21 protein-coding genes and 1 pseudogene are annotated in these 21,868 nt (G+C 70.3%); 2 read left to right on the plus strand and 20 right to left on the minus strand.

Going from position 1 to position 21,868, the window contains the following annotated elements; all coding sequences use genetic code 11:
* Window positions 1-142: 142 nt before the first annotated feature.
* Both ACSHWB_RS35240 and ACSHWB_RS35245 read right to left on the minus strand, forming a co-directional pair.
* Window positions 143-847 (minus strand): response regulator transcription factor, encoded by a 705-nt coding sequence (locus ACSHWB_RS35240; protein WP_439657620.1) that lies wholly within the window; start codon window positions 845-847, stop codon window positions 143-145.
* 346 nt (window positions 848-1,193) lie between these two features.
* Window positions 1,194-1,913, minus strand: a complete 720-nt coding sequence (locus tag ACSHWB_RS35245) for a TetR/AcrR family transcriptional regulator (RefSeq protein WP_439657621.1) — start codon at window positions 1,911-1,913, stop codon at window positions 1,194-1,196.
* A 369-nt stretch (window positions 1,914-2,282) separates the two neighbouring features.
* Between ACSHWB_RS35245 and ACSHWB_RS35250 the strand changes: the two genes are divergently transcribed.
* Window positions 2,283-2,618, plus strand: a complete 336-nt coding sequence (locus tag ACSHWB_RS35250) for a methyltransferase (RefSeq protein ID WP_439657622.1) — start codon at window positions 2,283-2,285, stop codon at window positions 2,616-2,618.
* Window positions 2,619-2,623: 5 nt separating this feature from the next.
* On the opposite strand, the gene ACSHWB_RS35255 is transcribed toward ACSHWB_RS35250, so the two are convergent.
* The 15 genes from ACSHWB_RS35255 to ACSHWB_RS35325 all read right to left on the minus strand — a co-directional run bounded on the left by ACSHWB_RS35255 (window position 2,624) and on the right by ACSHWB_RS35325 (window position 16,332).
* Window positions 2,624-3,862: an MFS transporter gene (locus ACSHWB_RS35255; RefSeq protein ID WP_439657623.1), complete on the minus strand. Its 1,239-nt coding sequence runs from the start codon at window positions 3,860-3,862 to the stop codon at window positions 2,624-2,626.
* Window positions 3,859-4,662, minus strand: a complete 804-nt coding sequence (locus tag ACSHWB_RS35260) for a nucleotidyltransferase domain-containing protein (RefSeq protein ID WP_439657624.1) — start codon at window positions 4,660-4,662, stop codon at window positions 3,859-3,861. The genes ACSHWB_RS35255 and ACSHWB_RS35260 overlap by 4 nt, the downstream gene beginning before the upstream one ends.
* A complete protein-coding gene (locus ACSHWB_RS35265) occupies window positions 4,659-5,381 on the minus strand; it encodes a lysostaphin resistance A-like protein (RefSeq protein WP_439657625.1) in 723 nt (240 codons plus the stop codon). The genes ACSHWB_RS35260 and ACSHWB_RS35265 overlap by 4 nt, the downstream gene beginning before the upstream one ends.
* Window positions 5,374-5,628 (minus strand): PqqD family protein, encoded by a 255-nt coding sequence (locus ACSHWB_RS35270; protein WP_439657626.1) that lies wholly within the window; start codon window positions 5,626-5,628, stop codon window positions 5,374-5,376. Before ACSHWB_RS35270 ends, ACSHWB_RS35265 begins: the two co-directional genes overlap by 8 nt.
* Window positions 5,629-5,844: 216 nt before the next feature.
* Window positions 5,845-6,456: an HAD family hydrolase gene (locus ACSHWB_RS35275; protein WP_439657627.1), complete on the minus strand. Its 612-nt coding sequence runs from the start codon at window positions 6,454-6,456 to the stop codon at window positions 5,845-5,847.
* On the minus strand, window positions 6,453-7,466 hold the full coding sequence (locus tag ACSHWB_RS35280) for a hypothetical protein (RefSeq protein ID WP_439657628.1): 1,014 nt from the start codon (window positions 7,464-7,466) through the stop codon (window positions 6,453-6,455). The genes ACSHWB_RS35275 and ACSHWB_RS35280 overlap by 4 nt, the downstream gene beginning before the upstream one ends.
* Complete coding sequence (locus tag ACSHWB_RS35285; protein WP_439657629.1) at window positions 7,459-8,370, minus strand: cupin-like domain-containing protein; 912 nt, start codon at window positions 8,368-8,370, stop codon at window positions 7,459-7,461. Before ACSHWB_RS35285 ends, ACSHWB_RS35280 begins: the two co-directional genes overlap by 8 nt.
* Window positions 8,363-9,049 (minus strand): P-loop NTPase, encoded by a 687-nt coding sequence (locus tag ACSHWB_RS35290; protein ID WP_439657630.1) that lies wholly within the window; start codon window positions 9,047-9,049, stop codon window positions 8,363-8,365. The genes ACSHWB_RS35285 and ACSHWB_RS35290 overlap by 8 nt, the downstream gene beginning before the upstream one ends.
* The gene (locus ACSHWB_RS35295) at window positions 9,046-10,062 is read right to left on the minus strand and encodes a phosphotransferase enzyme family protein (RefSeq protein WP_439657631.1); all 1,017 of its coding nucleotides are present in this window, start codon (window positions 10,060-10,062) and stop codon (window positions 9,046-9,048) included. Before ACSHWB_RS35295 ends, ACSHWB_RS35290 begins: the two co-directional genes overlap by 4 nt.
* Before the next feature lie 4 nt (window positions 10,063-10,066).
* Window positions 10,067-10,972: a hypothetical protein gene (locus ACSHWB_RS35300; protein WP_439657632.1), complete on the minus strand. Its 906-nt coding sequence runs from the start codon at window positions 10,970-10,972 to the stop codon at window positions 10,067-10,069.
* A complete protein-coding gene (locus ACSHWB_RS35305) occupies window positions 10,969-12,303 on the minus strand; it encodes a diaminopimelate decarboxylase family protein (RefSeq protein WP_439657633.1) in 1,335 nt (444 codons plus the stop codon). The genes ACSHWB_RS35300 and ACSHWB_RS35305 overlap by 4 nt, the downstream gene beginning before the upstream one ends.
* Window positions 12,300-13,172, minus strand: a complete 873-nt coding sequence (locus tag ACSHWB_RS35310) for a class I SAM-dependent methyltransferase (protein ID WP_439657634.1) — start codon at window positions 13,170-13,172, stop codon at window positions 12,300-12,302. Before ACSHWB_RS35310 ends, ACSHWB_RS35305 begins: the two co-directional genes overlap by 4 nt.
* A 29-nt stretch (window positions 13,173-13,201) precedes the next feature.
* Entirely contained in the window at window positions 13,202-14,212 is a 1,011-nt protein-coding gene (locus tag ACSHWB_RS35315) for a S66 peptidase family protein (protein ID WP_439657635.1), read from the minus strand.
* Complete coding sequence (locus ACSHWB_RS35320) at window positions 14,209-15,168, minus strand: amino acid--tRNA ligase-related protein (RefSeq protein WP_439657636.1); 960 nt, start codon at window positions 15,166-15,168, stop codon at window positions 14,209-14,211. Before ACSHWB_RS35320 ends, ACSHWB_RS35315 begins: the two co-directional genes overlap by 4 nt.
* Before the next feature lie 168 nt (window positions 15,169-15,336).
* The gene (locus ACSHWB_RS35325; protein ID WP_439657637.1) at window positions 15,337-16,332 is read right to left on the minus strand and encodes a hypothetical protein; all 996 of its coding nucleotides are present in this window, start codon (window positions 16,330-16,332) and stop codon (window positions 15,337-15,339) included.
* Window positions 16,333-16,355: 23 nt separating this feature from the next.
* On the opposite strand from ACSHWB_RS35325, the gene ACSHWB_RS35330 reads away from it, so the two are divergent.
* Window positions 16,356-19,469 carry an ATP-binding protein gene (locus ACSHWB_RS35330; RefSeq protein ID WP_439657638.1) on the plus strand — a complete coding sequence of 1,038 codons (3,114 nt, stop codon included), beginning with the start codon at window positions 16,356-16,358 and terminating at the stop codon, window positions 19,467-19,469.
* A gap of 94 nt (window positions 19,470-19,563) precedes the next feature.
* Here the strand turns inward: ACSHWB_RS35330 and ACSHWB_RS35335 are convergent, their stop codons facing one another.
* From ACSHWB_RS35335 to ACSHWB_RS35345, 3 genes and pseudogenes are all read right to left on the minus strand, one after another.
* On the minus strand, window positions 19,564-20,343 hold the full coding sequence (locus ACSHWB_RS35335) for an AfsR/SARP family transcriptional regulator (RefSeq protein WP_439657639.1): 780 nt from the start codon (window positions 20,341-20,343) through the stop codon (window positions 19,564-19,566).
* Between the two features lie 137 nt (window positions 20,344-20,480).
* Window positions 20,481-20,752: pseudogene (locus ACSHWB_RS35340) on the minus strand (transposase); the annotation flags it as partial.
* A gap of 355 nt (window positions 20,753-21,107) precedes the next feature.
* Window positions 21,108-21,866: an IclR family transcriptional regulator gene (locus ACSHWB_RS35345; RefSeq protein ID WP_439657640.1), complete on the minus strand. Its 759-nt coding sequence runs from the start codon at window positions 21,864-21,866 to the stop codon at window positions 21,108-21,110.
* Between the last annotated feature and the right edge of the window lie 2 nt (window positions 21,867-21,868).

The following is a 21,868-nucleotide window of genomic DNA, read 5'->3' on the forward strand; positions in this document are numbered from 1 at the left end:
GACAGCGGTTTCCGCGTGCGCTCCATGTCAGTGGACGCAGAGGGTCTTGGCGCGTCCGGGACGGTTGGTCGAGCTGCTGCAGGTGATGAGCGGCGCTCGCGTGCCCGGTGCTCAGGTGTTGACCGATCGGCCCAGGCGGAGGTCAGGCCGTGGGGCCGAGTTCCGGCCCCACGCAGGTCGGTCGATGGTGCAGGGGGAGGATCCCCACGTGGTACGCGAGCGCGACCGCGTGTGCGCGGTCGAGGGCACCGAGGCGGCGCCTGACTTGCCGGACGTGCGTTCGGACGGTGGTCACCGCGACGTTCAGGCTGTGCGCGATGTCCGCATCGGCCTTTCCTTCGGCGACCAGGGCCAGGGTCTGCCGCTGCCGTGAGGTGAGCACGTCACGGCTCCAGCGCTCCGGGCGGTGACTCGGGACGGTGAGGGACGGGGCGAGCGCGGGATCGACGTAGTGACCGGACAGCGGCGTGCGGAGGATCGCGCGGAACATGGCCGAGGCGTCGGTGTCCCTGCTCAGCAGACACTGCGCACCGGCCGCGCGGGCGACGCGCACGGAGGCGGGAGTGTGGTCGCGCTCGCGGAAGAGCACTGCCACCCTCAGTCTCGGAATGGTCGTGATGAGTTCCTCGGCCAGCCGGCTGTGCGGGTCGATCGCACTGTCCAGCAGGACGACGTGCGGGTGAGCGGTGCGCACGCTGTCGCGGATGACGTCAGGATGATCCGTGCCGCCGGCCCATTCCAAACCGATCGTGCGCTGCACGGCCGTTCGCAGGCCTTCGCGGAACACGGGTGTCGCGTCCGCTGCCAGAACCCGGTACACCGGGCCGGGTGCGTAGAACGATGTCACAGATTACCGCCGAACCAGTGCACGTCCGGTGCCTCTTGGGCGTGTGCGGTGGACGCCGGCGAGGGCGGCGGCGTTCGAGGCTCGGGGGCGTGATCCGGAAGCCGCATCGAGTGAAGCGATTCCAGGCCCTCCTCGTGCAGGGAGGCTATGCGGTCTCTTGCCTGTTTTGCTGCGTCGTCCAGCCACTGCTGGTTGTTCGGCTCGCTCATCGTTAGGCCGTTCGGTTCGGTCATGGCTAAGCCGCGAGGGTCAATCGCCAAGTAAGGGCTACATGACTGTAGCAGTAATGCGTCCGGGCTCGAGCGATTGCATCTCTCGCTCGGCCCCGTGTCGCTGAGCGGTGTGTTCAGAGCTCGCGAGCGGGGATCTGAGGCAGTGGCATGTCCGGGTCCAGCTGCACTCCGATCGCGCGCAGCGCCACGTCGAGCGAGCCCCACACCCATCCGGTCAGGTGGGAGACCAGTTCGTCCCGGTCGAGCAGTTGCTCGGACGACGTCACCCAGCGCACCGCTGACGTCTCCACCATTCCGATCAGTCCGAACGCCAGCGGGTCGGCAATGCGCGGATCACCACCGAGCAGTGCGATGTAGGCCGCGAGCAACTCGCGCAGCCGGTCGCCGATCTGCAGGCGCACGGTCGTGGCGGGCTGCTGTTCACCCGTCTGAGTGTTCAACGACCTGGAGACCAGGTACTGGTACAGGCGGTCGTTCTGGGCGAACCACGCCACATACGTGCGCACGATGCGGGAGATGATCTCGCGCGCACTGCCGTGAGGGTTGACCATGGTCGGAGCCAGTTCATCGACCAGGAGGTCACCGATCCTGCGGGCGACCGTGTCGTAGAGGTCCTCCGCGTCGGAGAAGTGCCGGTAGAGAGTCGGACGGGCGATGGCGGCGCGTTCGGTGATCTGTTCGGTCGACACCTGCGGTCCGTGCTCGGCGATGGCGAGCAGAGCGGCCGCCACGACTTCGGCGCGCCGGGTCTCGCGTTGCCCCGCCCATCGGGCGGCCCGTCCGTCCACAGTGCGGCCTCGTCCGTCGTCGGCGGTGCGTGTTCCAGGGGTCATTGAACCGGCAGACGTTCGAGTTCACCAACCGGGATGCCCGTCGCCGGCGCTCTCTCGCGCCACTAGATGTGATGTCCGGGGGAGGTTGGTCAGGTGAACACGCGCAGCAACCGGTAAGGCTCATCCCACCAGGCCGCCGGCCACGCCGGTCTGCCGGCGTTGCTGCTGCGGTGCGACACGCTGCAGGCGGAGGCCGCGACGCCCTGGATGAGGTGATCCTCGGTGACCGGTCGACTGGACCGTCTCGGCGGAGTCGCTGGTGACGTGTGGCGCAGTTCGAACAGCCGGGTTGGACGGTGATCGCGGGCGACGTGCTCGGGCTGCTGTGGACCGACGGTCACGAAACACCCACGACCAGCACTTCCTGAATTGGGCGACAGAGTCCCACAGGTTCCCGGTGACTTCACCGAGTCCGTTCCCGCGACGGGTGACGTGTACCTGCTGTCCCGCGTCCTGCACGACTGGGACGACGAGCAGTGCCGCACCACCCTCACCACGTGCTCGGGAGAACGTCGACACCGACTCGCTGGCGGTTCCCTGGGCCATGCCACATGCTCTGCGACGTCTGCGGCCACGAACGCACCGAGTCCCCACTACCGCGCCTTGCTGGCCGACGCGGGCTTCGAGATCACCGCGACGGTTCCGCTCCCGCTGGATGCGCACGCCCTGCGTGCCCGCACGATGCTCGCATCGGGGAGGCGGTGAGAACCTCAGCCGTCCGAGTCGATGCGGCGAGGGAGGATCCGGCGGCGGGACAACAGCCACAGCGCCGCCACCAGTTGACCGATCCCCGCCGCCGCGATCGCCAGGCGAGGTGACATCGCGACCGCCAGCAGGCCGCCCGCCGCGGCGCCGAGCGGCACGGCGCCCTTCGTCAGCAGGCGGAGCGTGGCGAACACCCTGCCGCGCACGTGTTCCGGCACCAGGTGCTGGCGCAGGGTCGCGTTGGCGGTCATGTAGGCGACGGCGCCCGACGTGGCGACGGACTGCGCCAGTGCGATGACGGTGAAGGCAGTCCATCGGTCGCTCGGTGCCGCCGCGATGGCGAACTCCGCCACGCTCGCCAGGAGGATTCCGCCGCAGACCATGGTGCGCAGGCCGAAGAAGTTCGAGAGCCGTTGCGCGAACAGGCCTGTCACGAAGCCGCCTGCCAGACCGGCGGAGGTGGCCAGGCCCAGCAGCAACGCCGGGAAGCCCAGCACCTTGATCGCGTAGTAGACGATCACCGCCTGGGAGGCTCCCGCGGAGAGGTTGAACAGGCAGCTGGAGAAGCCGAGCAGCAGCACCGGCGGGGTGTCCCGCAGCGCCTTGAAGCCGTCGGCCAGGAACGCCCTGTAGCCGCGTGACGATCGCGGAGGCGAGGTCACCTCGGCGGTGCTGCGGCCGATGGTCAGGGCCGACACCAGGAACGAGACGCCGTCGACGACGATCGCCGCGACGCTGCCGACGGCCTGGACGAGAGTGCCCGCGAGGCTCGGACCCGCCAGCTGGGCCGCGCTGTGCAGGGCGGAGGAACGGCCGTTCGCCATCGCTAGCTGGTCCTTCGGGAAGTACGAAGGCAGGAACGCGAACAGCGCGGTGTCGTACAGCGTCGCGGCCGCGCCCAGCACCACCTGGAGTCCTAACAGGACTTGCAGGTTGACCAGACCCGCCAGGTGCAACGGCAGGATGCTCACCAGGGCGGCGAAACGCACGAGGTCGGTGACCACGAGCAGGCGCCTGCGGTCGAACAGGTCGACCGCGGGGCCCGCCACGAACGGTCCCAGCAGCGCGGGCAGTCCGGCGCAGGCGACGAGCAGACCCATCTCGGCAGGTCCCGCGCCGAGCACGACGACGCAGTAGAGCGGGATCCCCATGACGGAGAACTCGCTGCCGAAGAACGAGACGCCGCGGCCGAACCAGAACAGGCGTTGCCGGCCCGGCCCCTTGCGCACCGCCGCCCGCGTCATCGCCGGGCGCTCGCCTTGACCGCGAACTCCGACGCCAGCCGCAGGCGTGCCTTGCTGCCGGCGAGCATCTCCGCGTCCGTCTCGCCGGCGAGGGACTCGGCGCGCCGGTAGGCCGCGGCGTGCTCGCTGATGCCCAGTACGTCGAACTTGCGCCAGCGCCACTTCGACTTCGCGTTGGTGTGGCCGTACGCCGCCGTGAGCGCGTCCGCCGCGGCACCGAGCGCGTCGCGTGACATCAGGACCGCGGTCATGCCGTCGCCCGACTTGATCGCGCCGATCGCGTCGTCCGCCAGGCTGTTGTACAGGGCGAGGCAACGGTTTCTGATGACGGTCGCGAGCCGCGCCCAGTCGAACGTGTCGCGCAGCGCGGCGAACTCGTCCAGGCCGGTCAGCGGTTCACCGATCCGCAGGCGGTGGGCCACGGTCAGCTTGATGCTCTCGATGGCGCCCGCGGCGTTCCAGTTCTCGAGGTCGATCTTCTCCAGCTCGGTCGCGATCGCGGCGACCGACCCGACCGGCCACACCTCGGTGTCGATCGTGACGTCGTCCGCGTAGTCGATGTCGATGCGGCGTCCGCCGGCGTCGAAGCTGGCCGATCCCGCACTGGCCACGTCCGCGCCGTCGTCGACCAGCACGAAGATGTCCAGGTCCGACGTGGGCGTGGCGAAACCGTCGAGGAAGGACCCGCTGAGAAAGCTGATCCTGGTCGCCGGGTATCGCTCGACGATCCGCTTGCCGACCGCGATCCGCTTCGCCCACACGTCGCCGGTCAGTTCCGGCCTTCCCAGGTCAGCAGTCATGGCGAAACTCTCCGATCAGAACGTTGGGTGTGCACCCGCACGAAGATTTGAATCACGTTCGGCAGGTTGTAGACCGTGTGGCCGACCACGGCGGGCAGGACCGAACCCGCGTGAATCGTCAAAGCGCCGAAAACAACGCTGATGATCGCGTGGTTGATCAGGTCCCGGCGGTCGAAATGAATCCTGCCACTCTGCGCGACGTGCTCGAAGACGAACATCGCCGCCGCCGGCACGATGGCGAACCAGCCGATGTGCGGCACCAGCGCCATGAGCACCACGCCGCGGTAGAAGTACTCCTGGGCCACGCCGGCGCCGCCGAACGCGATGAAGTCGCGGACGGGGTCGTCCCAGCTGCGGTACGGCCGCAGGGCGAGTCGTGCCGGACGCAGCTCGCGCAGGACGTCGCGGCGATCGGGGAAGAGCAGGGCGATCGCGCACGCCGCCGCGACGACCGACTCGACCAGTCCGCCCGACCACGACACGTAGCCGGCGAACGGGAGCGGCACGAAGAAGACCGCGACGCGCACCGAGCGGCGCGCGAACCTGCCCGCCAGGCCCTTGCCGAGCCAGTTCAGGCGTGTCCGGCCGGTGGCCAGGATCGCCAGGTAGGCCAGCGCGGCGACGGCGATCGGGTACTCGCGCACGAACGGGATCGCGCCGATGGACGCGATCGCCACCGCTCCGGCCGCGGTGGCGGAAGAGGGCCGCCTGCTACTCATCGAGCAGACGCGCCTTCGCGAGCTCGGTGAGGAAGAACTCGACGTCGGCCTCGGCCTCGTCGACCGTGACGTCGTACAGCGCCTGGATCTCCCCGACGATGTCCTGCCGGGAGTGCACGCCGTCGCACCGCTCCCAGATCGCGAGGCCGACGTCGTTGAGCTCGAACGCATCATGACCGCGCACGAGGATGGGGCCGTCCGGCGTGTTGTTGAACCGGACGTCGAATGCCTGGTTCGGCTTGTCCATCGGTTTCCTTCCCGAAATAGAGAGAAATGGTGCCAGCAGACGTGCTGGCACCATTTCGAGGCTAGCCTCAGAGCTCGATGACAGCCTTGCGGATGCTCACCTTGCGGAGGGTCGGCTTGGCGTAGTTGCGCATTAAAATCACCCCCTTCCTTTCATTTGAAACGGTGGCGGCTCGAACTGCCACGACTAAGGACACTAGTCATGGGCATTGCATTTTTATTGCAGTGCGCCGAGCCAGCTCTGGACCGCCTGTCGCAGCGCGGTGACGGTGGTGAACGTGTGGCCGGTCATGCCGACCTCCTGGGCAGCGGCGACGACCTTGGCGGCGTCGTCGACCACGAGACAGCGCTCCAGCGGCGCGCCGCACAGCTGGGCCGCCGCGACCAGGACGCGCGGATCCGGCTTCGTCACGCCGAGATCCGCCGAGGACACGACGTGGTCGAGGTGGGCGTCGAGCCCGAGCGCCTCCAGGTCGTCGTGCAACCGGCTGGTGGCGTTGCTGACCAGGCACACCGTCGCGTGTGGACGGACCTCGTCCACGACGGCGAGCACCTCCGGGTCGACGTGCCCGATGTCGCCGAGGCACCGCTGGACCGCGGACCTGACGTCCGCGTCCGGGTGGTGGCGCGAGAGTTCACCGGCGACGGCGTTCTCCCACTGGTTCTGGGTGATCCGGCCGGTCACCGCCCTGGTCAGCAGCTCGGGTTCGAACGCAGCGGCCAGGATGCTGCCCGCGGGCAGTCCCGCCTGGAGCTCGCAGCTCCGCACCACGCCGGGATCGCGGCGCCGCAGCACCCCGTCCAGGTCGACGAACAGCGCGCCGCTCACCGGTGCACCGCGACGCCGACGGCCTCGAGCAGCGCCGCCGTCGCCGAACCCATGTCGTCCATGTCCTGCCGCACCCGCACGAACGTGGCCGTGTCCAGCAGTTGGTCGACGACCGCGGCACGAGCGGACTCGTCGTACGAGGGGAACCACGAGGCGAGGAAGGGATCGTGGTCGGTCGCCTCGGACTCGGTGTGCTCGGCCAGCGACCGCGCGGCCTCGGCGCGGCCGAGCTCCTCCACGCCGGCGCTCTCGCCCGGCTGGACGAACCGGGGGAACGCCACGACGTGCAGCGGATGCCGCGGCCGCAGCGACGTTTCCGCCGCCGCGACCAGCTCCGCGCACCGCACGAACAGGCTCTCCTGCACGCGGTGGTGGTTGATCGGGTGTCGGACGTCGTGCACGAGCGAGCGCAGCCGCTGGTCGTCCCTGGTGACGGCCATCAGCGAGTCGAGACGGATGGTGATCGCCCGCGGGTACCCGTGCCCCAGCACGCCGTCCGGGGTCGACGCCAGCACCAGGTCGTCGTTCGACACGAAGTCTGCCGCGGCGTTGACGAGCGCGCTGAGGATGCTGGACGTCTTGCCCGCCCGCTTCCGGCCGAGGAACGCGACGCCGACGCCGTTCACGGCCACCATTCCGCCGTGCACGAAGAGCTCGCCGCGTTCGTAGGCCTGCCAGCGGACCAGGTTGCGCACGCTGCGCAGGAGCTGCTGCGTGCGCCACGCCGACGGCGGCGCCACGAAGGCGATCTCCCGTCTCGCCTGGTGTACCAGCAGCACCCGGTCGGGCTCGGTCTGCGAGGAGTACTCCAGCCGTTCCCAGCCGTTGCCTGCCGGTGGACGCGTGGTGGCCCACACCAGGGGTGCCGGCGGGCTGTCCGCGTCCACCGGCCTGCGCCGGAAGAACGGCCTGCACAGGCCGTCGAGCTCGGCGGCGGTCCGCGCATCGGTCCGCACGTCGACCTCGCTGCTCCCGCAGGCGAAGCGGTGGCGGAGAACACGATCAGTCACCGCAACCAGCTGCCTCGATCAACCGCTTGGCCAGTTCGCGGTCGCTGTCGCCGGACGTCTCCTTGCGGAACCGCCCGACCAGCTCCGTGAACGCGTCCAGCGCGGACTCGCGGGCCGTTTCGTCGCCGACGATGCCGTACGCCATGTCGCGCCACTCGACGTCCGACACGAGCGTCTCGGTCAGCGCCTCCTGGAACACGGTGAGCCACATCGGGCCCTTCACCGCGACGTTCAGCTGCATGCACTCGCCGATGGCCTCGGTCTGGTGCCACCAGTCGCGCGGCATGAACACCATGCCGCCGCCGCGCACCGTGACCACCTGGGCGTCGTCGGACTGCTTGTCCGGCAGCGGAAGGCTCGTCGCGAACTCCAGCTGGCGCTTGTCGCGCTGCGGGCGGTCGCCGCCGATGATCGTGTTCGTGGCGTGCCGGATGTGGGTGTTGTGCGAGAACGTCCACTTCTTGGCGCCGCGCAGCAGGAGTGCGAAGTTGTGGTCGTAGTCGCTGTGCATCGCGACTCCGCTCTCGCCCTCGGAGCAGAACACCTCGCAGATCATGTACTTGCGCGGTACGCCGAGCTGCGCGGCGACGGAGTCCAGCAGGTCGGACAGCACCGGGATGTGGTTCTCCAGGTTGCGCAGGTAGCAGGTGAAGCCCTGGCGCAGGAACGGAAGCGCGGTGCGACCGTCCTGGACGGACGCGCGGAAGCCCTTGGGGCTCATCAGGCTGACCCGGTCCTGCCAGCTCGACAGCAGGCTCTCCGCCGAGTCGAGCTCCGGAACGGCCTCGGCGAACGTCGCCACCCGGTCCGCGTCCTCGATGCTGATGTACGGGGCGCGCGGCCACTCGCCGGCGAGGAAGTCCTCGATCGTGTGCGGCGCCACGAGTGTCGCTAGGTCAAGCATGGGTCCTCCCTGGTTCGATGCGTGAGACGAGATGGCCTGCCAAGCGGTCGAGCTCCCCGCGGGCGCGTTCGTCCGCGCGCCACGGCAGCGAATGCCCTGGTACAGCAGGAATCCGGAACGACGGCCGAGGACCGAGCCCGAGATCGGTCTCCTCGCCCGCGAAGTTCTCGACGATCGCCGCGACGGGCAGCACGTCGTCGAGGAAGCGCAGGCAGCGGCGCGTGTCCGCGAGCGCGAGAGTGCTGGACGTGGTCACGACGACGGCGGCGTCCGGGGTGAGCGCGTCGAGGAGCGCCGCGTGCACCTGCCCGATGCCTGCCGGGACGTCGACCACGAGGTAGTCGAGCCGGCCCCAGTCGACGTCGCGGAGGAACTGCCGGAGCACGCCGACGAGCAACGGGCCCTGCCACGCGAAGACGGTGTCGGGTCTGCCGAACAGACCCGTGGACATGAGTGGAACCGTTGCGGCGCCGTCGGACGCGTGCGCTGGGACGATCTTCCCGTCGCGCACGCGCGGTGGGCCGTGCGCACCGAGCAGGACCGGAAGGTTCGGGCTGGACAGGTCGGCGTCGAGCAGCCCGACCTCGTGCTCGCGGGCGAGCGCGAACGCCAGTCCCGCCGCCACCGTGGTCCGGCCGACTCCGCCCTTGCCGCCGGCCACCAGGACCACGCGGCTCACCGGAGCACTTCCTTCACGAGTGCGGACAGGTCGACCTGCCAGGCGGCCACCTCGGCGGCCGAGTCGTCGTCGATCTCGCCGCGCAGGATCGCCAGCGCGACCAGCTCGGTGTGGACGGCGCGCGCGAACCAGTTGACGCACGCGAGCTCGGCGTCGGTGAGAGCGGTGGCGCCGAGGTAGCCGCTCAGGAACGCCGTCGCCAGCCGTTCGTCGAGCACGCAGCGGAACGGACGGGCGAAGTTCGTCGAGTCGTCCTGGTAGCGCACACCCGCCGCGGTCAGCACGCCCTCGACGAGGTCGCGCAGACGGGAACCGACGTCGCTGTTGTCGAAGTCGACGACCGCGATCACGCCGTCGGAGCCGAAGACGATGTTCCACGGGCTGTAGTCACCGTGCACGAACGTCATCGGCAACGCGTGCCAGACGTCGTCGGGGAGCTGGTCGGTCAGGTTCCGGCGCAGCACCGCGAGGAGACGCCGCGGGGCGTTCGCACCGGTGACCTCCTCGGCCAGCCGCACGTGCTTGGCGACGAGCTGCCGGTAGTCCTCGGCCGGGCCGTCGTGCTCGACCGGGCAGTCGTGCAGGGTGGCGAGCGCCGCGCCCGCGGCGCGGACCTGGTCGGTGGAACCGTCGAACCGGCACCCGCGGCGGTACTCGGTGACCTCGAACGCGGCGCCGTCGATCCGGGTCCACCCGATCCCGTCGCGCGTCGTTCGCATCTTCGGCACCAGTCCGGTCCGGCCCAGCTGGCGGGTCAGCGCGTGCTTGCGCGCCAGTTCGACGTCGTCGTCGGCGTACCACGGGACCTGTTTCACGAACCACGTGCCGAGCTCGTCCTCGAGCAGCGCCTTGCGACTGGTCTCGGTCCGCACGTCCAGCAGCGAGGCGTGCGTGCCGTCCACGATCACCGGCAGCAGAGCGTCCACATCGGACATCCCGTACGCGAGGCTGAGCGCGTGCAGGTGACGGTCGTCGAACCCCTTCACCGTCTTCGGCTTCCGCGCCACCGGCATCCGGTCACGCTCCTTCCGCGGCGAGCAGGTGCTCGTCGAGCAGCTGGAGCAGCGGGGTGTCGCATCCCCACGGCGTGGCGCGGTCGAGCGGCTCGGGGGAGAAGCGCTCGACGTAGGCGAGGATGACGTACGCGTGGAACGCGGCGTAGAAGTGCAGCAACGGGGACTCCGACCTCAGCACCGGCTCACCGGCCGTGCCCGCCCAGTGCAGCAGCGCCTCGCCGCGCGCCGCGTCCGGGTCGCCCGCCCACAGCACCGGGATGTTGCAGCACACCAGTCCGGACGGGCCGGCGACGAAGTTGCGCAGGTTCACGTCCGCCGGCACGAGCCGGGGGACCGGTGCGGCGGCAACGAGGCCGGTGTGGAAGGCGCGCAGTGCCCGGCGCAGCCGGTCGTGGCGCAGGCCCGCGAGGCGAGGCGCCTTGACGCGCTGGCCCTCCAGGTAGTCCCCGAGGAACTCCGGCCAGCTGTCGTTCTCGGCGCACAGGCCGTCCGGCCCGAGTCGCACCTTGCCGTAGCCCGTCACCGGAATCCTGGCGACCGCCTCGACGAGGTCGTCGAGCTGGCCGGCCCATCCTGCCGCCGCGGCGGGCTTCGCGGTGCCGAGGCACTCGTCGAGCGTCCGCCCGGTCACGTACTCGGCGATGAGATAGGTCGACCCGTCCGCGCACGGCATGAGGGCCCTGATCTGCCGGACGTCCGGCCGGTCCCGCAGCTGTGCCAGCACGAACGACTCGACCTCCGGCGTGCTCGACCGGTCGTCGAGGTGCTTGAGCACCCAGTCGCCCGAGGCCGAGGAGGCCTTCCAGACGCGACTGTTCGAAGTGGACAGCGAGGTGGCGTGCAGGATCGGGCCGACCTCGGCGTGCGCCCAGTCGACCAGGTCGGGTGGAGGCAGGACCGCGTTCACGACAGGTCCAGGTCGTAGCCGTACACGGCCTTCGTGGCCGCCGCGAACGCCGATGGTCCCGCGACGACGTCGACGGTCCCGTCGGCGTCGAGCGACACGACGGCCGGTGGCCGCGGGCCCCAGACGTGGCTGAAGACGGTGGTGTAGGCGCCGCAGCCCAGCACCGCGAGACCGGTGCCGGCGGGTACGTCGGGCACCACGACGTCGCCGCACATCGTCGACGGCGCACAGGTTCCGTCGCCGAGCCGGGCGATCGTGACGTGGTCGTCGGCGTTCTCCTCGAGCACGACGGGGTAGTACTCGGCGCCCGGCACCGGGATGAGCACGTTGGTCGCCAGGTCGACGATCTGCCAGGTGAAGCCGTCCCGGGGTTTGCGGGCGCGGACCTTGGTCAGCCCGACCGAGGCGTCCGCCGCGACGTACCGGCCGGGTTCGACGACGAGCGTGAAGGAGTACGGCACCGCGGCCAGCTTCTCCGCCGCGACCTCGGCGAAGTCGTCGATGCGCACGCCGCGCGCCTCGAGTGCGGACCGGGCCTCGAAACCACCGCCGACGTCCAGCACGTCGAACCGGTACCCGCGCTCGTCGGCCTCCAGCACGACATCGGCGAAGCCGGCGAGGTAGTGGCCGTAGTCCTCGAGCGACGACGCCCTGGTGAACTGGTGCGCGTGCAACCCGCGGACGTTCAGCCACGGGTTGTCGGTCACCGCGCGGAGCAGCCGCCAGAACGACTCGCCGTCGGCGTGGTTGCCGAGCTTGCTGTCGCGCGGCGTCGCGCCGTCCATCTCCAACGGCATCCACGGCGTGACCCGGACGGCCACGTTCACCACGACGCGCGCCTCCTGGGCGGCGCGGGCCAGCGAGTCGACGTCCTCCCACGTGTCCAGCACGTTCAACGCCTCGGGCACGCCGATGCTCGCCGCCACGTACTGCTCGTCGCGGCCCAACCCGTTGAGCACGATCTGCTCCGGCCGGAAACCGAGCTGCCGCGCGATCTGCAGCTCGAGACCGCTCATGACCTCGATCCCGGCACCGGCTTCCCGTGCCGCCAGCACGATCCCGGCGTGGTAGCACGCCTTCACGGCGTAGTGCACCGAGACGTCCGGGAACCGCCGGCCGAACGCCGTGCGCACGCTGCGCACGTTGTCGGCGGCCCGGTCGGGAAGCAGCACCAGCAGGGGAGAACCCTGGTGCGCCAGCAGTTCCCCGGCGTCGCGGCCGTGCAGAAGCGCGCGTCCGGCGTCGTCACGGGTGAGGTACGGCAGGCGCTCCGCGACGCGGGCGGGAAAGTCGTGCCCGCGCGCCGGGGCCGTGGCCGAGAGCTCCGTCATCGGTCGTTCATCCCCACGAAGGCCTTCTCGAAGTGCGGGTCGTACACGCCCGGCATCAGGAACAGCTCCGGCTGCTCCTCGTCACCCGGCTCCTGCTTGCGCAGCGTCAGCTCCATGAACCCGAGGTGGGCGTTGTTGCGGTTGAACACGCTCATCACCCGGTGCCACTGCGCGCTGATCTGGCGCCGCTGCTCGTCGTCGACGTGCCCGAGCCGTTCGGGTGAGCACAGCTCGGCCACGTACGCGTCCAGCACGTGGTCCGGGCGGACCGCCAGCTCGGAGCGCTTCAGGTCGTACAACTCCCACGCCGCCGGAGCCAGGATCTCCAGCCACTCGTTGATGCCGAGCGCGGGCACGGTGAAGCCGAGCACGTCCCTCAGGGCGTCCCGCAGCTGCTGGTCCGGCTCACGCCGGTAGAAGAGGTTGGTGATCGACACGAACCCGTACGGCCGCAGCACCCTGGCGTACTCGTGGAAGGCCGCCTCGCGTTCCTGGATGAACGTGTTCGCGCCACCGCAGACGATCACGTCGAAGCTGCCGTCCTCGAACGGCAGCGACGCGGCATCGGCCACGTGGAACCGCATCCGGTCGCCGATGCTGTCCACGAGGGACTTGCGCATCATCTCGGACTGGGCGACGGCGGCCGGGTTCACGTCGACGCCGACGGCCGTGCATCCGGTGATCTTGACCAGCTCTGTCGACGTGAACCCGGTGTTCGACCCGATCTCGAGCACCCGCGTGTCACGGCCGATGCCCAGCCGTCGGGCGATGCTCATGACGGTCCGCTTGCCGCCGGGGCAGCGGTTGGTCTCACCGATCAGCGACAGCAGGTCGACGTACGGCAGGTCGGCTTCTCTTGTGTCCAGCAAGGTGCTACTCCATTGGCTCGTGGTGTGGTTCAGCTGACTGCGGCGTCGAGAACGGTCAGTTCGGCACCGGACAGCTCGGCGGCGGGTCCGATGGGGACCGTCAGCGCCGGGTCGCCGTGACCGCTCTCGAACTCGGCCAGGACCGGAAACCCGTACGGCCTGGTCACTTCCTCGACCACGTCGCACAGCTGAGCGGCCAGCGGCCCGTCGAAGTGCCTGGACCGGCAGACCACCAGTCCGGCCAGGCCGTCCAGCACCCGCGCGTTGCGCAGGTGCCACAGGTCCGCGTCGGCGTCGCACACGCGGTACCGGGAGTCCGGGACGTCGAGCACGAGCACGCTGCCCCGGAGGTCGAGCTGCCACGGCGTTCCGACGAGGTGGCGGATCGTGGGAAGGCACCCGGCCACGAGTGGACCTCGCGCCCGGCCGCCGCGCAGCACGCGGCGTCCGAGCGCCTTCTCCTGCTCGCGCGGGCGCACCTCGTCGTCGGCCCAGTCGATGAACTCCCGCACGATCCCGTCCAGCACCGGGAACGCGCCCGCGGGTTCGGCGACGGACGTCACCGCGCGGAAGTGGTCGACCGTCTCGCGGAGCGGCCTCGGGAACTCGCCGAACTGGGGGAGCACGGCGGGCCCGTAGAACGTCACGAGTCCCGTCCTCCGGTGCACCGCGTGCAGCAGGCTGGTCATGTCGGAGTACCCGAACAGGACCTTGGGGTTGCCCGCGATCAGGTCGAAGTCCAGTGACTCCAGCAGTTGTGCGCCGTGGTTGCCGCCGATGAAAGAGGCGACCGCGCGCACCCGGTCATCGGCGAACGCCCGGTGGACGTCGTCGACGCGCTCCCGCACCGTGCCCGACACCCAGGACCGGTCGAGCGTGGCGTTCGGCATGACCTCGACGACGAAACCGAGCTCCTCCAACGCGCGGACGCCGCGTGCCGCGCGTCGTGCGTACCGGGCGGCGTCTCCGGCGGACGGTGAGACCACCGCCACCACGTCGCCCGGTCGCAGACGCGGCGGCAGCACGGCGCCGCTGCTCATGGCAGGATGACCCGCCCGCGCATGCGGGGCAGCAGCTGCAGGTCGCGCACGTCGTCGTGGTTGAACACCCACAGCAGGAACCGCTCGACGCCGAGGCCGAAGCCGGACGTGAGCATCGGGTAGTGGTCCTTCATCGTGACGTACCAGGCGTATTCCTCCTCCGCCACGTTGTGGGCGGCGAGCGCGGCACGCGCCTCGGTACCGGTCGTGTGACGCTGCCCGGCACCCGCGGTCTCGCCCTGCCCCATCAGCAGGTCGGCGTTGACGGCCTTGCCGTCCACATCGGCCTGGTAGAACGGGACGGCCAGCCGGTCGAAGTGGGTGAGCCACAGCATTCCGCCGCAGTGGTCCATCAGCAGCTGCTCGGACTTGCGGGGAATGGTCCGGAAACCGTGCACGGGATCGGTGCACACCTCACCGCCGAGCCGGGCCAGCAGTTCGACCGCCTCGTCGAACGTGAGCCGCGGCAACGAACCCGTCGACGCGTTCATCTCCTCCAGGTGCGTCACGTCGCCCGCGACGGAGGCGATGGACTCCTCGTGCTCGGTCACCAGCGCACCGGACATCGCCCGCACGTAGGCCTCGACGGCGTCGATCACGTCGTCGAGCTCGCCGGGGATCTCCGCCTCGCTGTGGAAGAACTCGTTGAGGTGCGTCGCGTCCGGCATCTCGCCGCGGAACGACGGCATGAGGTAGTAGGCACCGCCGGGCGACAGCCGGCAGCCGTACTCCAGCATGAACTGCATGGAGTCGGCGAGGTAGGTCGGCGCGCCGTTGAGGTTGACCAGCACCGGCTCGGAGTCGCTGCCCAGGCCCATCGGCGACGAGATCGACCCCGTGGTCACCGGCAGCAGCAACGACTTCACACCGCGGGCGGACCAGAACTTCGACGTGGTGCTCGCGATCGTGTCCTGCGCCTGCACCAGGGTGCGGTACCACGGGTCGGACAGCGCCACGAGGAAGTGCCCCTCGGGCTCTTGCCACGATCTTGGAGCGCGAAAGCGGAGCTTTCCAGGACTCAGTGACCCTTTCATCAACAACTCCCCAATCGGCCCGAATTCCTTGTCTTGCAACAGGAACCTAGCGACGGGGATTGCATTGGCGTTGCAGTGCCGTTGCAGTGATCAGCTCCGCAGGAGGACCTCGACCGCGTCGAGAGCGTCCATCTCCTCGGTCAGGTCGAATGCCGCCGGACTTCCGGTGAAGTCGTCGGCGGAAAGGCCAACGGCCTGCAGCAACCGGTCGAAGGTGGTCGCCTTGTCGCCGAAGAAGCGCCGCATCTCCACCAGGCCCTCCAGCGGGCCCGCCGAGAGGTGGACGCCGTTCGACCGTCCACTCAGACCGAACTCGGCGGAACGGTCGAACAAAGCGCGCCGAATCGAGCCAGGAGCGGCCTTCGCGGCATCGGTGGCACCGGCGATCTCCTGCCGCAACATCCTCCACGAGGTCGTCGTCGTGCATTCCAGAACGACGATGGAGGCGTCGCCCCGGGTGAAGCGTTCGAGCTGGAACGGGTGGAAACCGTTCAACAGCACCATTTTCCGGCCCAGCACGGACACCGCGCCGGCATACGTTCCCGAGGCGATCTTGATGTTTCCGACGTTGGCGAAGAGCGTGGCGAGCGCGAGCGGTGAGAACTGCGGGAAGCGTTCCAGGAACTGGTGCGCGCCAAGCACCTCCGCGTCGCCGAAGTGTTCGTGTGCGGTTTTGCGTGCGGCCGCGGACAATGCGCGTTCGCCCAGCCGGGAAACCTCGTTGATGACGCCGTAGTGGCTCTCCATCATGCGCGCGCGTGCGATGAACGGTCCGTTGACCACCCGCACCGCGTGGACGTCGATCTCGTGTGCCGCCAACTTGTCCAGCACCATCCCGCACACCGCGCCGAACCGCACTCCCGCGTGTGTGACCTCGGGTTTCAGGAACACGACGAACTGGTTAACGGCCGCGTCGGCGTGCGGTGCGGGTTCGGCGACCCACACCTCCTCGGGTGTCGGGCTGGCGGAGACCTGCGCGACGGCAGCAACGATCTGCTCGAGCATCGCGGCAGTGTAGATCGCGGGATTGCAGCCACCGGGACGAATTCCAGTTCTATGTATCTCGGGAAAAGCGTCTACCTCCAATCGTCGTGGGACAGACTTGGTGGGTGGAAGGCACGTTTGTCGGTCGCGGCCACGAGCTCGAGGTGCTGGCCGCGGCGAGAGTGAAGGCGACCCGAGGGCGCAGGCAGCTCGTCGTCGTGTCCGGTACGGCGGGCGTTGGCAAGACCTGGTTGTGCGAACAGGCGTCGGCGGCGGCCGTACGCGACGGCTTCGAGGTCATGTGGGGCCGGTGCTGGCCGCACGGTGGTGCACCCGCGTTGTGGCCGTGGCCCGCGGTGCTGCCTGCACTGGCCGGTCCGGCGGGCTCCAGCCTGCTGGCCGCGGACTCCGGCAGCGACGGGGTCGGCCCGGAGCGGTTCGCCAGGTTCGCCGCCGTGGCCGAGTTGCTCACCGAGGTGCGCGCGGACAAGCCGACGATGATCGTCATCGACGACGTCCACTACGCCGACGAGAGCGCGCTGCTGCTGACCAGGTTCCTCGCGGGCGCGCTCGACCGGCTGCCGCTGGTCCTGGTCCTCTGCACGCGCGACACCCCGGTGGAGAGCGGGCCGGCCGCCGACGCGCTGCTGGGAGAGCTGCGGGCCACCGCGACGACGATCGCGCTTCGCCGCTTCGGCATCGACGACGTCGAGGCGTTGCTGGAGGCCCACGGCCAGCCGAGACCGGACCGCGCGACGGCGAGGACGCTGCTGCGCGTCACCAGCGGCAGCCCGCTCTACCTGGCCCGTGCGGTCGATCTCGGCTGGACCGGATCCCGCCCGGCCACGCTGGAACACGCCATCGCCGAGGCCGTGGCCCGGCTGGAGCCGGACAGCCGGAGCATCCTCGCGTTCGCCGCCCTGCTGGACGTCGACGGCACGACCGGCGAGATCGCGAGCCTCGCCGACCGGTCACCCGCCGAGGTGCTGGCCGCGCTCACCGCGGCCGCGGACGAGGGCCTGCTCGACCTGACCCCGAACGGGTACCAGCTCCACGACCTGGTCCGCGCCGTCGCGATCGGCCAGTTCGACACCGTGCGGCTGCTCGACGCGCACGCCCGCGCCGCGGCCGTCCTGACCGGCAACCCCGAACGCATCGCCCACCACGCCCTGGCCGCCGCCGTGCGTTCGGACGCCGACACCGTGATCGCGATCAACGCGTGCCGCGTGGCGGCCGAGTCGCTGCGGCGCGGCTACGCCTACGAACGCGCTGCGGACCTGCTCAGCCGCGCGGCCGCGCTGGCGTTGCAGCGCAAGGACCTGCCGGGCCGTGCCGAGCTGCTGGTGGAACACGCCGACGCGGTGCTGGCGTGCGGACGGCTGAGCGACGCGCGGACCGAGTTCGAGGAGGCCTCGGAGGCCGCCGAGTCGACCGGCGACCCGGTGCTGACGGCACGGGCGGTGCTCGGGCTGGGCGGCGTCTGGGTGCACGAGTACCGCAACGCGGCCGTGCGCGGCCACGTGCTGGCCCGGCAGCGAAGAGCCCTGGCCTCGCTGCCGGACCACGAGCGTTCGCTGCGTTGCCGGCTCACGGTGCGCCTCGCCGCCGAGGCCGTCTACGAGGGCGCGCCGGTCCAGCAGGTGCTGGACGCGCTGGACCGGACCCGCGCGACCGGGGACCCGCACGCCGTGGCGGACGCGCTCTCGCTGGCGCACCACGCGTTGCTCAGCCCCGAGCACGCGGCGATGCGCCTGCCGTTGGCCGAGGAGCAGATCGCGGCGGCGTCCGCGGCGGGCGACGGGATCCTCGCGCTCTTCGGGTTGTTGTGGCGCACCACCGACCTGTACATGCTCGGCGACCCCGAGGCGGAGCGGTCGCTGACCGAGCTGCGCCAGCGTTCGGCCACCCTCGGCGTGGCCAGCACCGGCTACATCGTGGCGTGCATGGACGTGATGCGGCAGATCAGGGCAGGCCGGCTGGCGCAGGCCGAGGAGGAGGCGGGCGTCTGCCTGCGGCTCGGTCTGGCGGTGGGCGACGCGGACGCCATCGGCTACCACGCGGCGCAGCTGCTGAACATCCGCTGGTTCCAGGGCCGCGCCGGCGAGCTGGCCGACCTCGTGACCGACACGCTGTCCTCGGCGACCCTGGCGGTGGGGGAGTACGGCTTCCGCGCGTCGGCGGTGATGGTGCTGGCCCGCGACGGCCGGTTCGCCGAGGCGCGCGCGGCCTTGACCCCGTTGCTCGACCTCGGCCTCGCCAACGTGCCGAGGTCGAGCACCTGGCTCCCCGCGATGGTCGCGCTCGTCGAGGCGGCGGCCCTGCTGAACGACGTTGCCATGGCGACCGAGCTGGCGGCCTTGCTGCGCCCGTTCGCCGATCTCCCGGTCACGGTGTCGCTCGCGGTGGCCTGCCTGGGCTCGGTGTCCGGTGCCCTGGGCCTCGCCTCGCTGGTGGCAGGCGACCCGGTGGCCGCGGTGGAGCACCTGACAAAAGCGGTCCACGCCAACATGAGACTCGAGAACCGCCCGGCGACCGCGCTCAGCCGTGCCCGCCTCGCCGAGGCCCTCGTCGCCAGAGCCAGGCCAGGCGACCTCGCGTGGGCCCGCGACCTGCTCGCCCACGCGGCCGACGAGGCCGCCGCACTGGACATGCCGTCGCGCGTCCGCCAGTGGACGGCCAGGGCCGAAGCCCTCGCGCCGTCCTCGACTCCCGTGGTGCTGCGACGCTCCGGTTCGAAGTGGACGGTGCACAGCGGAACCGTCCACATGGCACTCCCGGACCTGGTCGGCATCGACTACCTGGCCCGGCTCCTCGCCCAGCCGGGCGAGGACCTCGCCGCCGTCGAACTGGTCAGCTCCGCGGTGCTGACCGGCAAGCACGAGCTGCTGGACGAGACCGCCATCGGCGCTTACCGCAGGCACGTGCGCGACCTCGACCAGGCCATCGACGCCTCCGAGGCCAACGACGACCTGGCCAAGGCGGAGCGGCTCCGTTCGGAACGCGACGCGGTGGCCGCCGAGCTCGCCCGCGCGATGGGGTTGGGCAGCCGTGTCCGCGGCTTCGCCTCCTCTCCGGAACGGGCTCGTACCGCCGTGCGCAAGGCCATCAAGCGGGCCGTTGACGCGATCAGTGAGCACGACCCCGTGTTGGGTGGGGAGCTGCGTGCTGCTGTCACGACCGGTGGCGTGTGCCGCTACACGCCTTCGTCTCGGGAGTGGCGCGTGGAGCGGGTTCCGTAGCGGCGCGGTGTCCACGACGTGTCCGAGGTGCGCGGTCGTGCGGTGTTTCGCCGCCCCGCTGGCCCCGGCGTGGGTCGTGGACACCGCGCCACCGTCACGCCGAGACCATGTCGGCGCGCAGGATGGCGACGTGCAGATCGCGGGTCGTGGCCACCGGGACGGTGCCCAGTTCGGCGGCCAGCGCGGCACGCAGCCTTTCGTAGGCCAGGAGAGCCCTGGCCGGCTCGCCTGCGGCCACGTGTGCCCGCATCAGCAGCCCGTACGCGAGCTCGTCGAGCGGGTCGACCGCGATGGCCGCCTCGGCCAGCGCTCGTGCCCGTGCGGGAAGTCCCTCCCGCAGCGCGCACCCGGCGCCCGTGTGCCGTGCGCGGCGCAACAGCTCGGCCTGCCACGCACGGGCCTGTTCGGCCCACTCGGACGTCGGATGGTCGGCCAGGACCGGCCCTCCACCGATCAGCTCGAGCGCCTGTTCGGAGGCCAGCAGTCCGGCACGTGCCCGCCCGCCGCTCAGCGCGCCCTCCGCCTGTGCCACCAGGCCGGCCGCGTCGTGCAGGTCCACCCCGACCCCCGTGCCCAACCGGTAGCCCCGTCGCCCGCCCGTGATCACGTCCGGGCCGAACTTGGCTCTCAGACGGCTGACCAGCGTGGCGACGTTGGCCTCCGGCTGCTGCGGCGGCACACCAGCCCACAACTCGTCCACGACGGTCTCGACCGTGACCAGCCGCCCGTGCGACGCACCCAGCAGTGCCAGCAACGTCCGTGCTTTCCGGCTCCCCACCTCCAGCGCTTCCCACGTACCTTCAGACCCGTGCACGGCCACCGCGCCGACCAGCCGCACCTGTCGGCCGCCGCCCCGGAACCTGACACGGGTCAATCCACCCCTGTTGTCACCCATGTCCTCTATGCGTGACACGGGTGTGCCACCGCCGTGCCACTGGCGGGCACGGCGGTGACGCGGGTACTGGTTCGGCGTGTGTCGAAGAGTCGCTCACTCCGCGCCCTGGAGCGCATGTCCCGATCACGAGGCACGTCGATCTCGACCGGACCGACATCGGTGTGCACGGTCCTGGATCGGGTGCCGTTACGCGAGTTACCGGTCCCACGGCCGGATCGTGCTTGTCATAGCGGAGGTGATCGGTGATCTCACCCTCACCGGTCAGCTTCAGCCCGCTCGCCTTGGCACTGCTCAGCAGCTGCGCGATGAGCTGCTCGTCCAGGCCGTCCAGACCGGTCGCAGGCTTCGAGTCCTCGGCGTTCTCCGCGCCGGACATCATGTCGGTCATCAGGTGCACTTCCATGATCGGGAGCTACACCGAGCGTTTTACAGTCCCCATGGTGGTGCCCAGCTACCTCACCTACGGCACGCGCTGCGCGAGTACGAGCGGCACTACAACGAGCACCGCACCCACCGGTCACTTGCCGCCGCAGCACCCCTGCGAGGTCGGCCTCAGCGTCTTCAACCCGGCCAGATCGAACGCCTCGGCGTAGAGCGGCAGGACCGTCTCGGCGGGGTCATCCGCGAGTACCGCCATGCTGCTCAACCTGCGCGGACGTAGTTCTCGGCACGCACAGGTTCGGGAAGCTCGTTCCGGGCCGGATCACCGGGCAACGAGGTGAGTCGGTCACCGGACCCGTGGTTCACGGTTCGGCGGACGCCGACTGGAGGGCGCTGATGGTTCTGGTGATCCGGTGTCCGACCATGGTCAGCAGGCCCGTGTACTTGGGGACGTCGGCCCGGAAGAGCGGCGCGGTGATGGACAGCGCACCGGTGGTCAGGCCGGTCGGGCCCGTCAGGGGAATGGCGACGCTGACGAAGCCGACACGGGTCTGCTCGTACTCGACCGCGTAGCCGTTCGCCCTCGCCTGACCCAGCTCGTTCAGCAGCAGTCCCGGCGCGCTGACCGTGTGGGGAGTGACGCGTTCGAGCGGGCCGGCGATCACCTCCTCGACCAGTGCCCGCGGCCCGAAGGCGAGCAGGACCTTGCCGGTGGCGGTGCAGTGCAACGGCATGCGACCGGCCACTCTGGACGGTCTGGTCACCTCGGTGTGACCGGACACCTTCTCCAGGTACAGCACCTCGCGGCCGTCGGGGACCGCGAGGTGGATCGTCTCGTTCGTGGCGTGGTAGAGGTCCTCCATGTACGGACGGGCGGCGTTGCGGAGGATGCGCTGGCGCGGCACCCGTTGCCCGATCTCGAACAGGCGGATGCCGAGCCAGTAGTCGCTGCCGCGTCGTTCGAGCACGCCCCACGCCAGCAGTTCCTGCGCCAGGCGGTGGACGGACGCCTTGGCCACACCGGAGCGCCGGGACAGCTCGGTGAGGCTCAGGTGCTCGTCGTCGAGCCCGAACGCCTCCAGGATGAGCTGGACCTTGCCGAGGACGCTGTTCGCCGTCATGG

It is taken from the genome of Lentzea sp. HUAS TT2 (assembly GCF_051853195.1).
Lineage (GTDB): Bacteria > Actinomycetota > Actinomycetes > Mycobacteriales > Pseudonocardiaceae > Lentzea.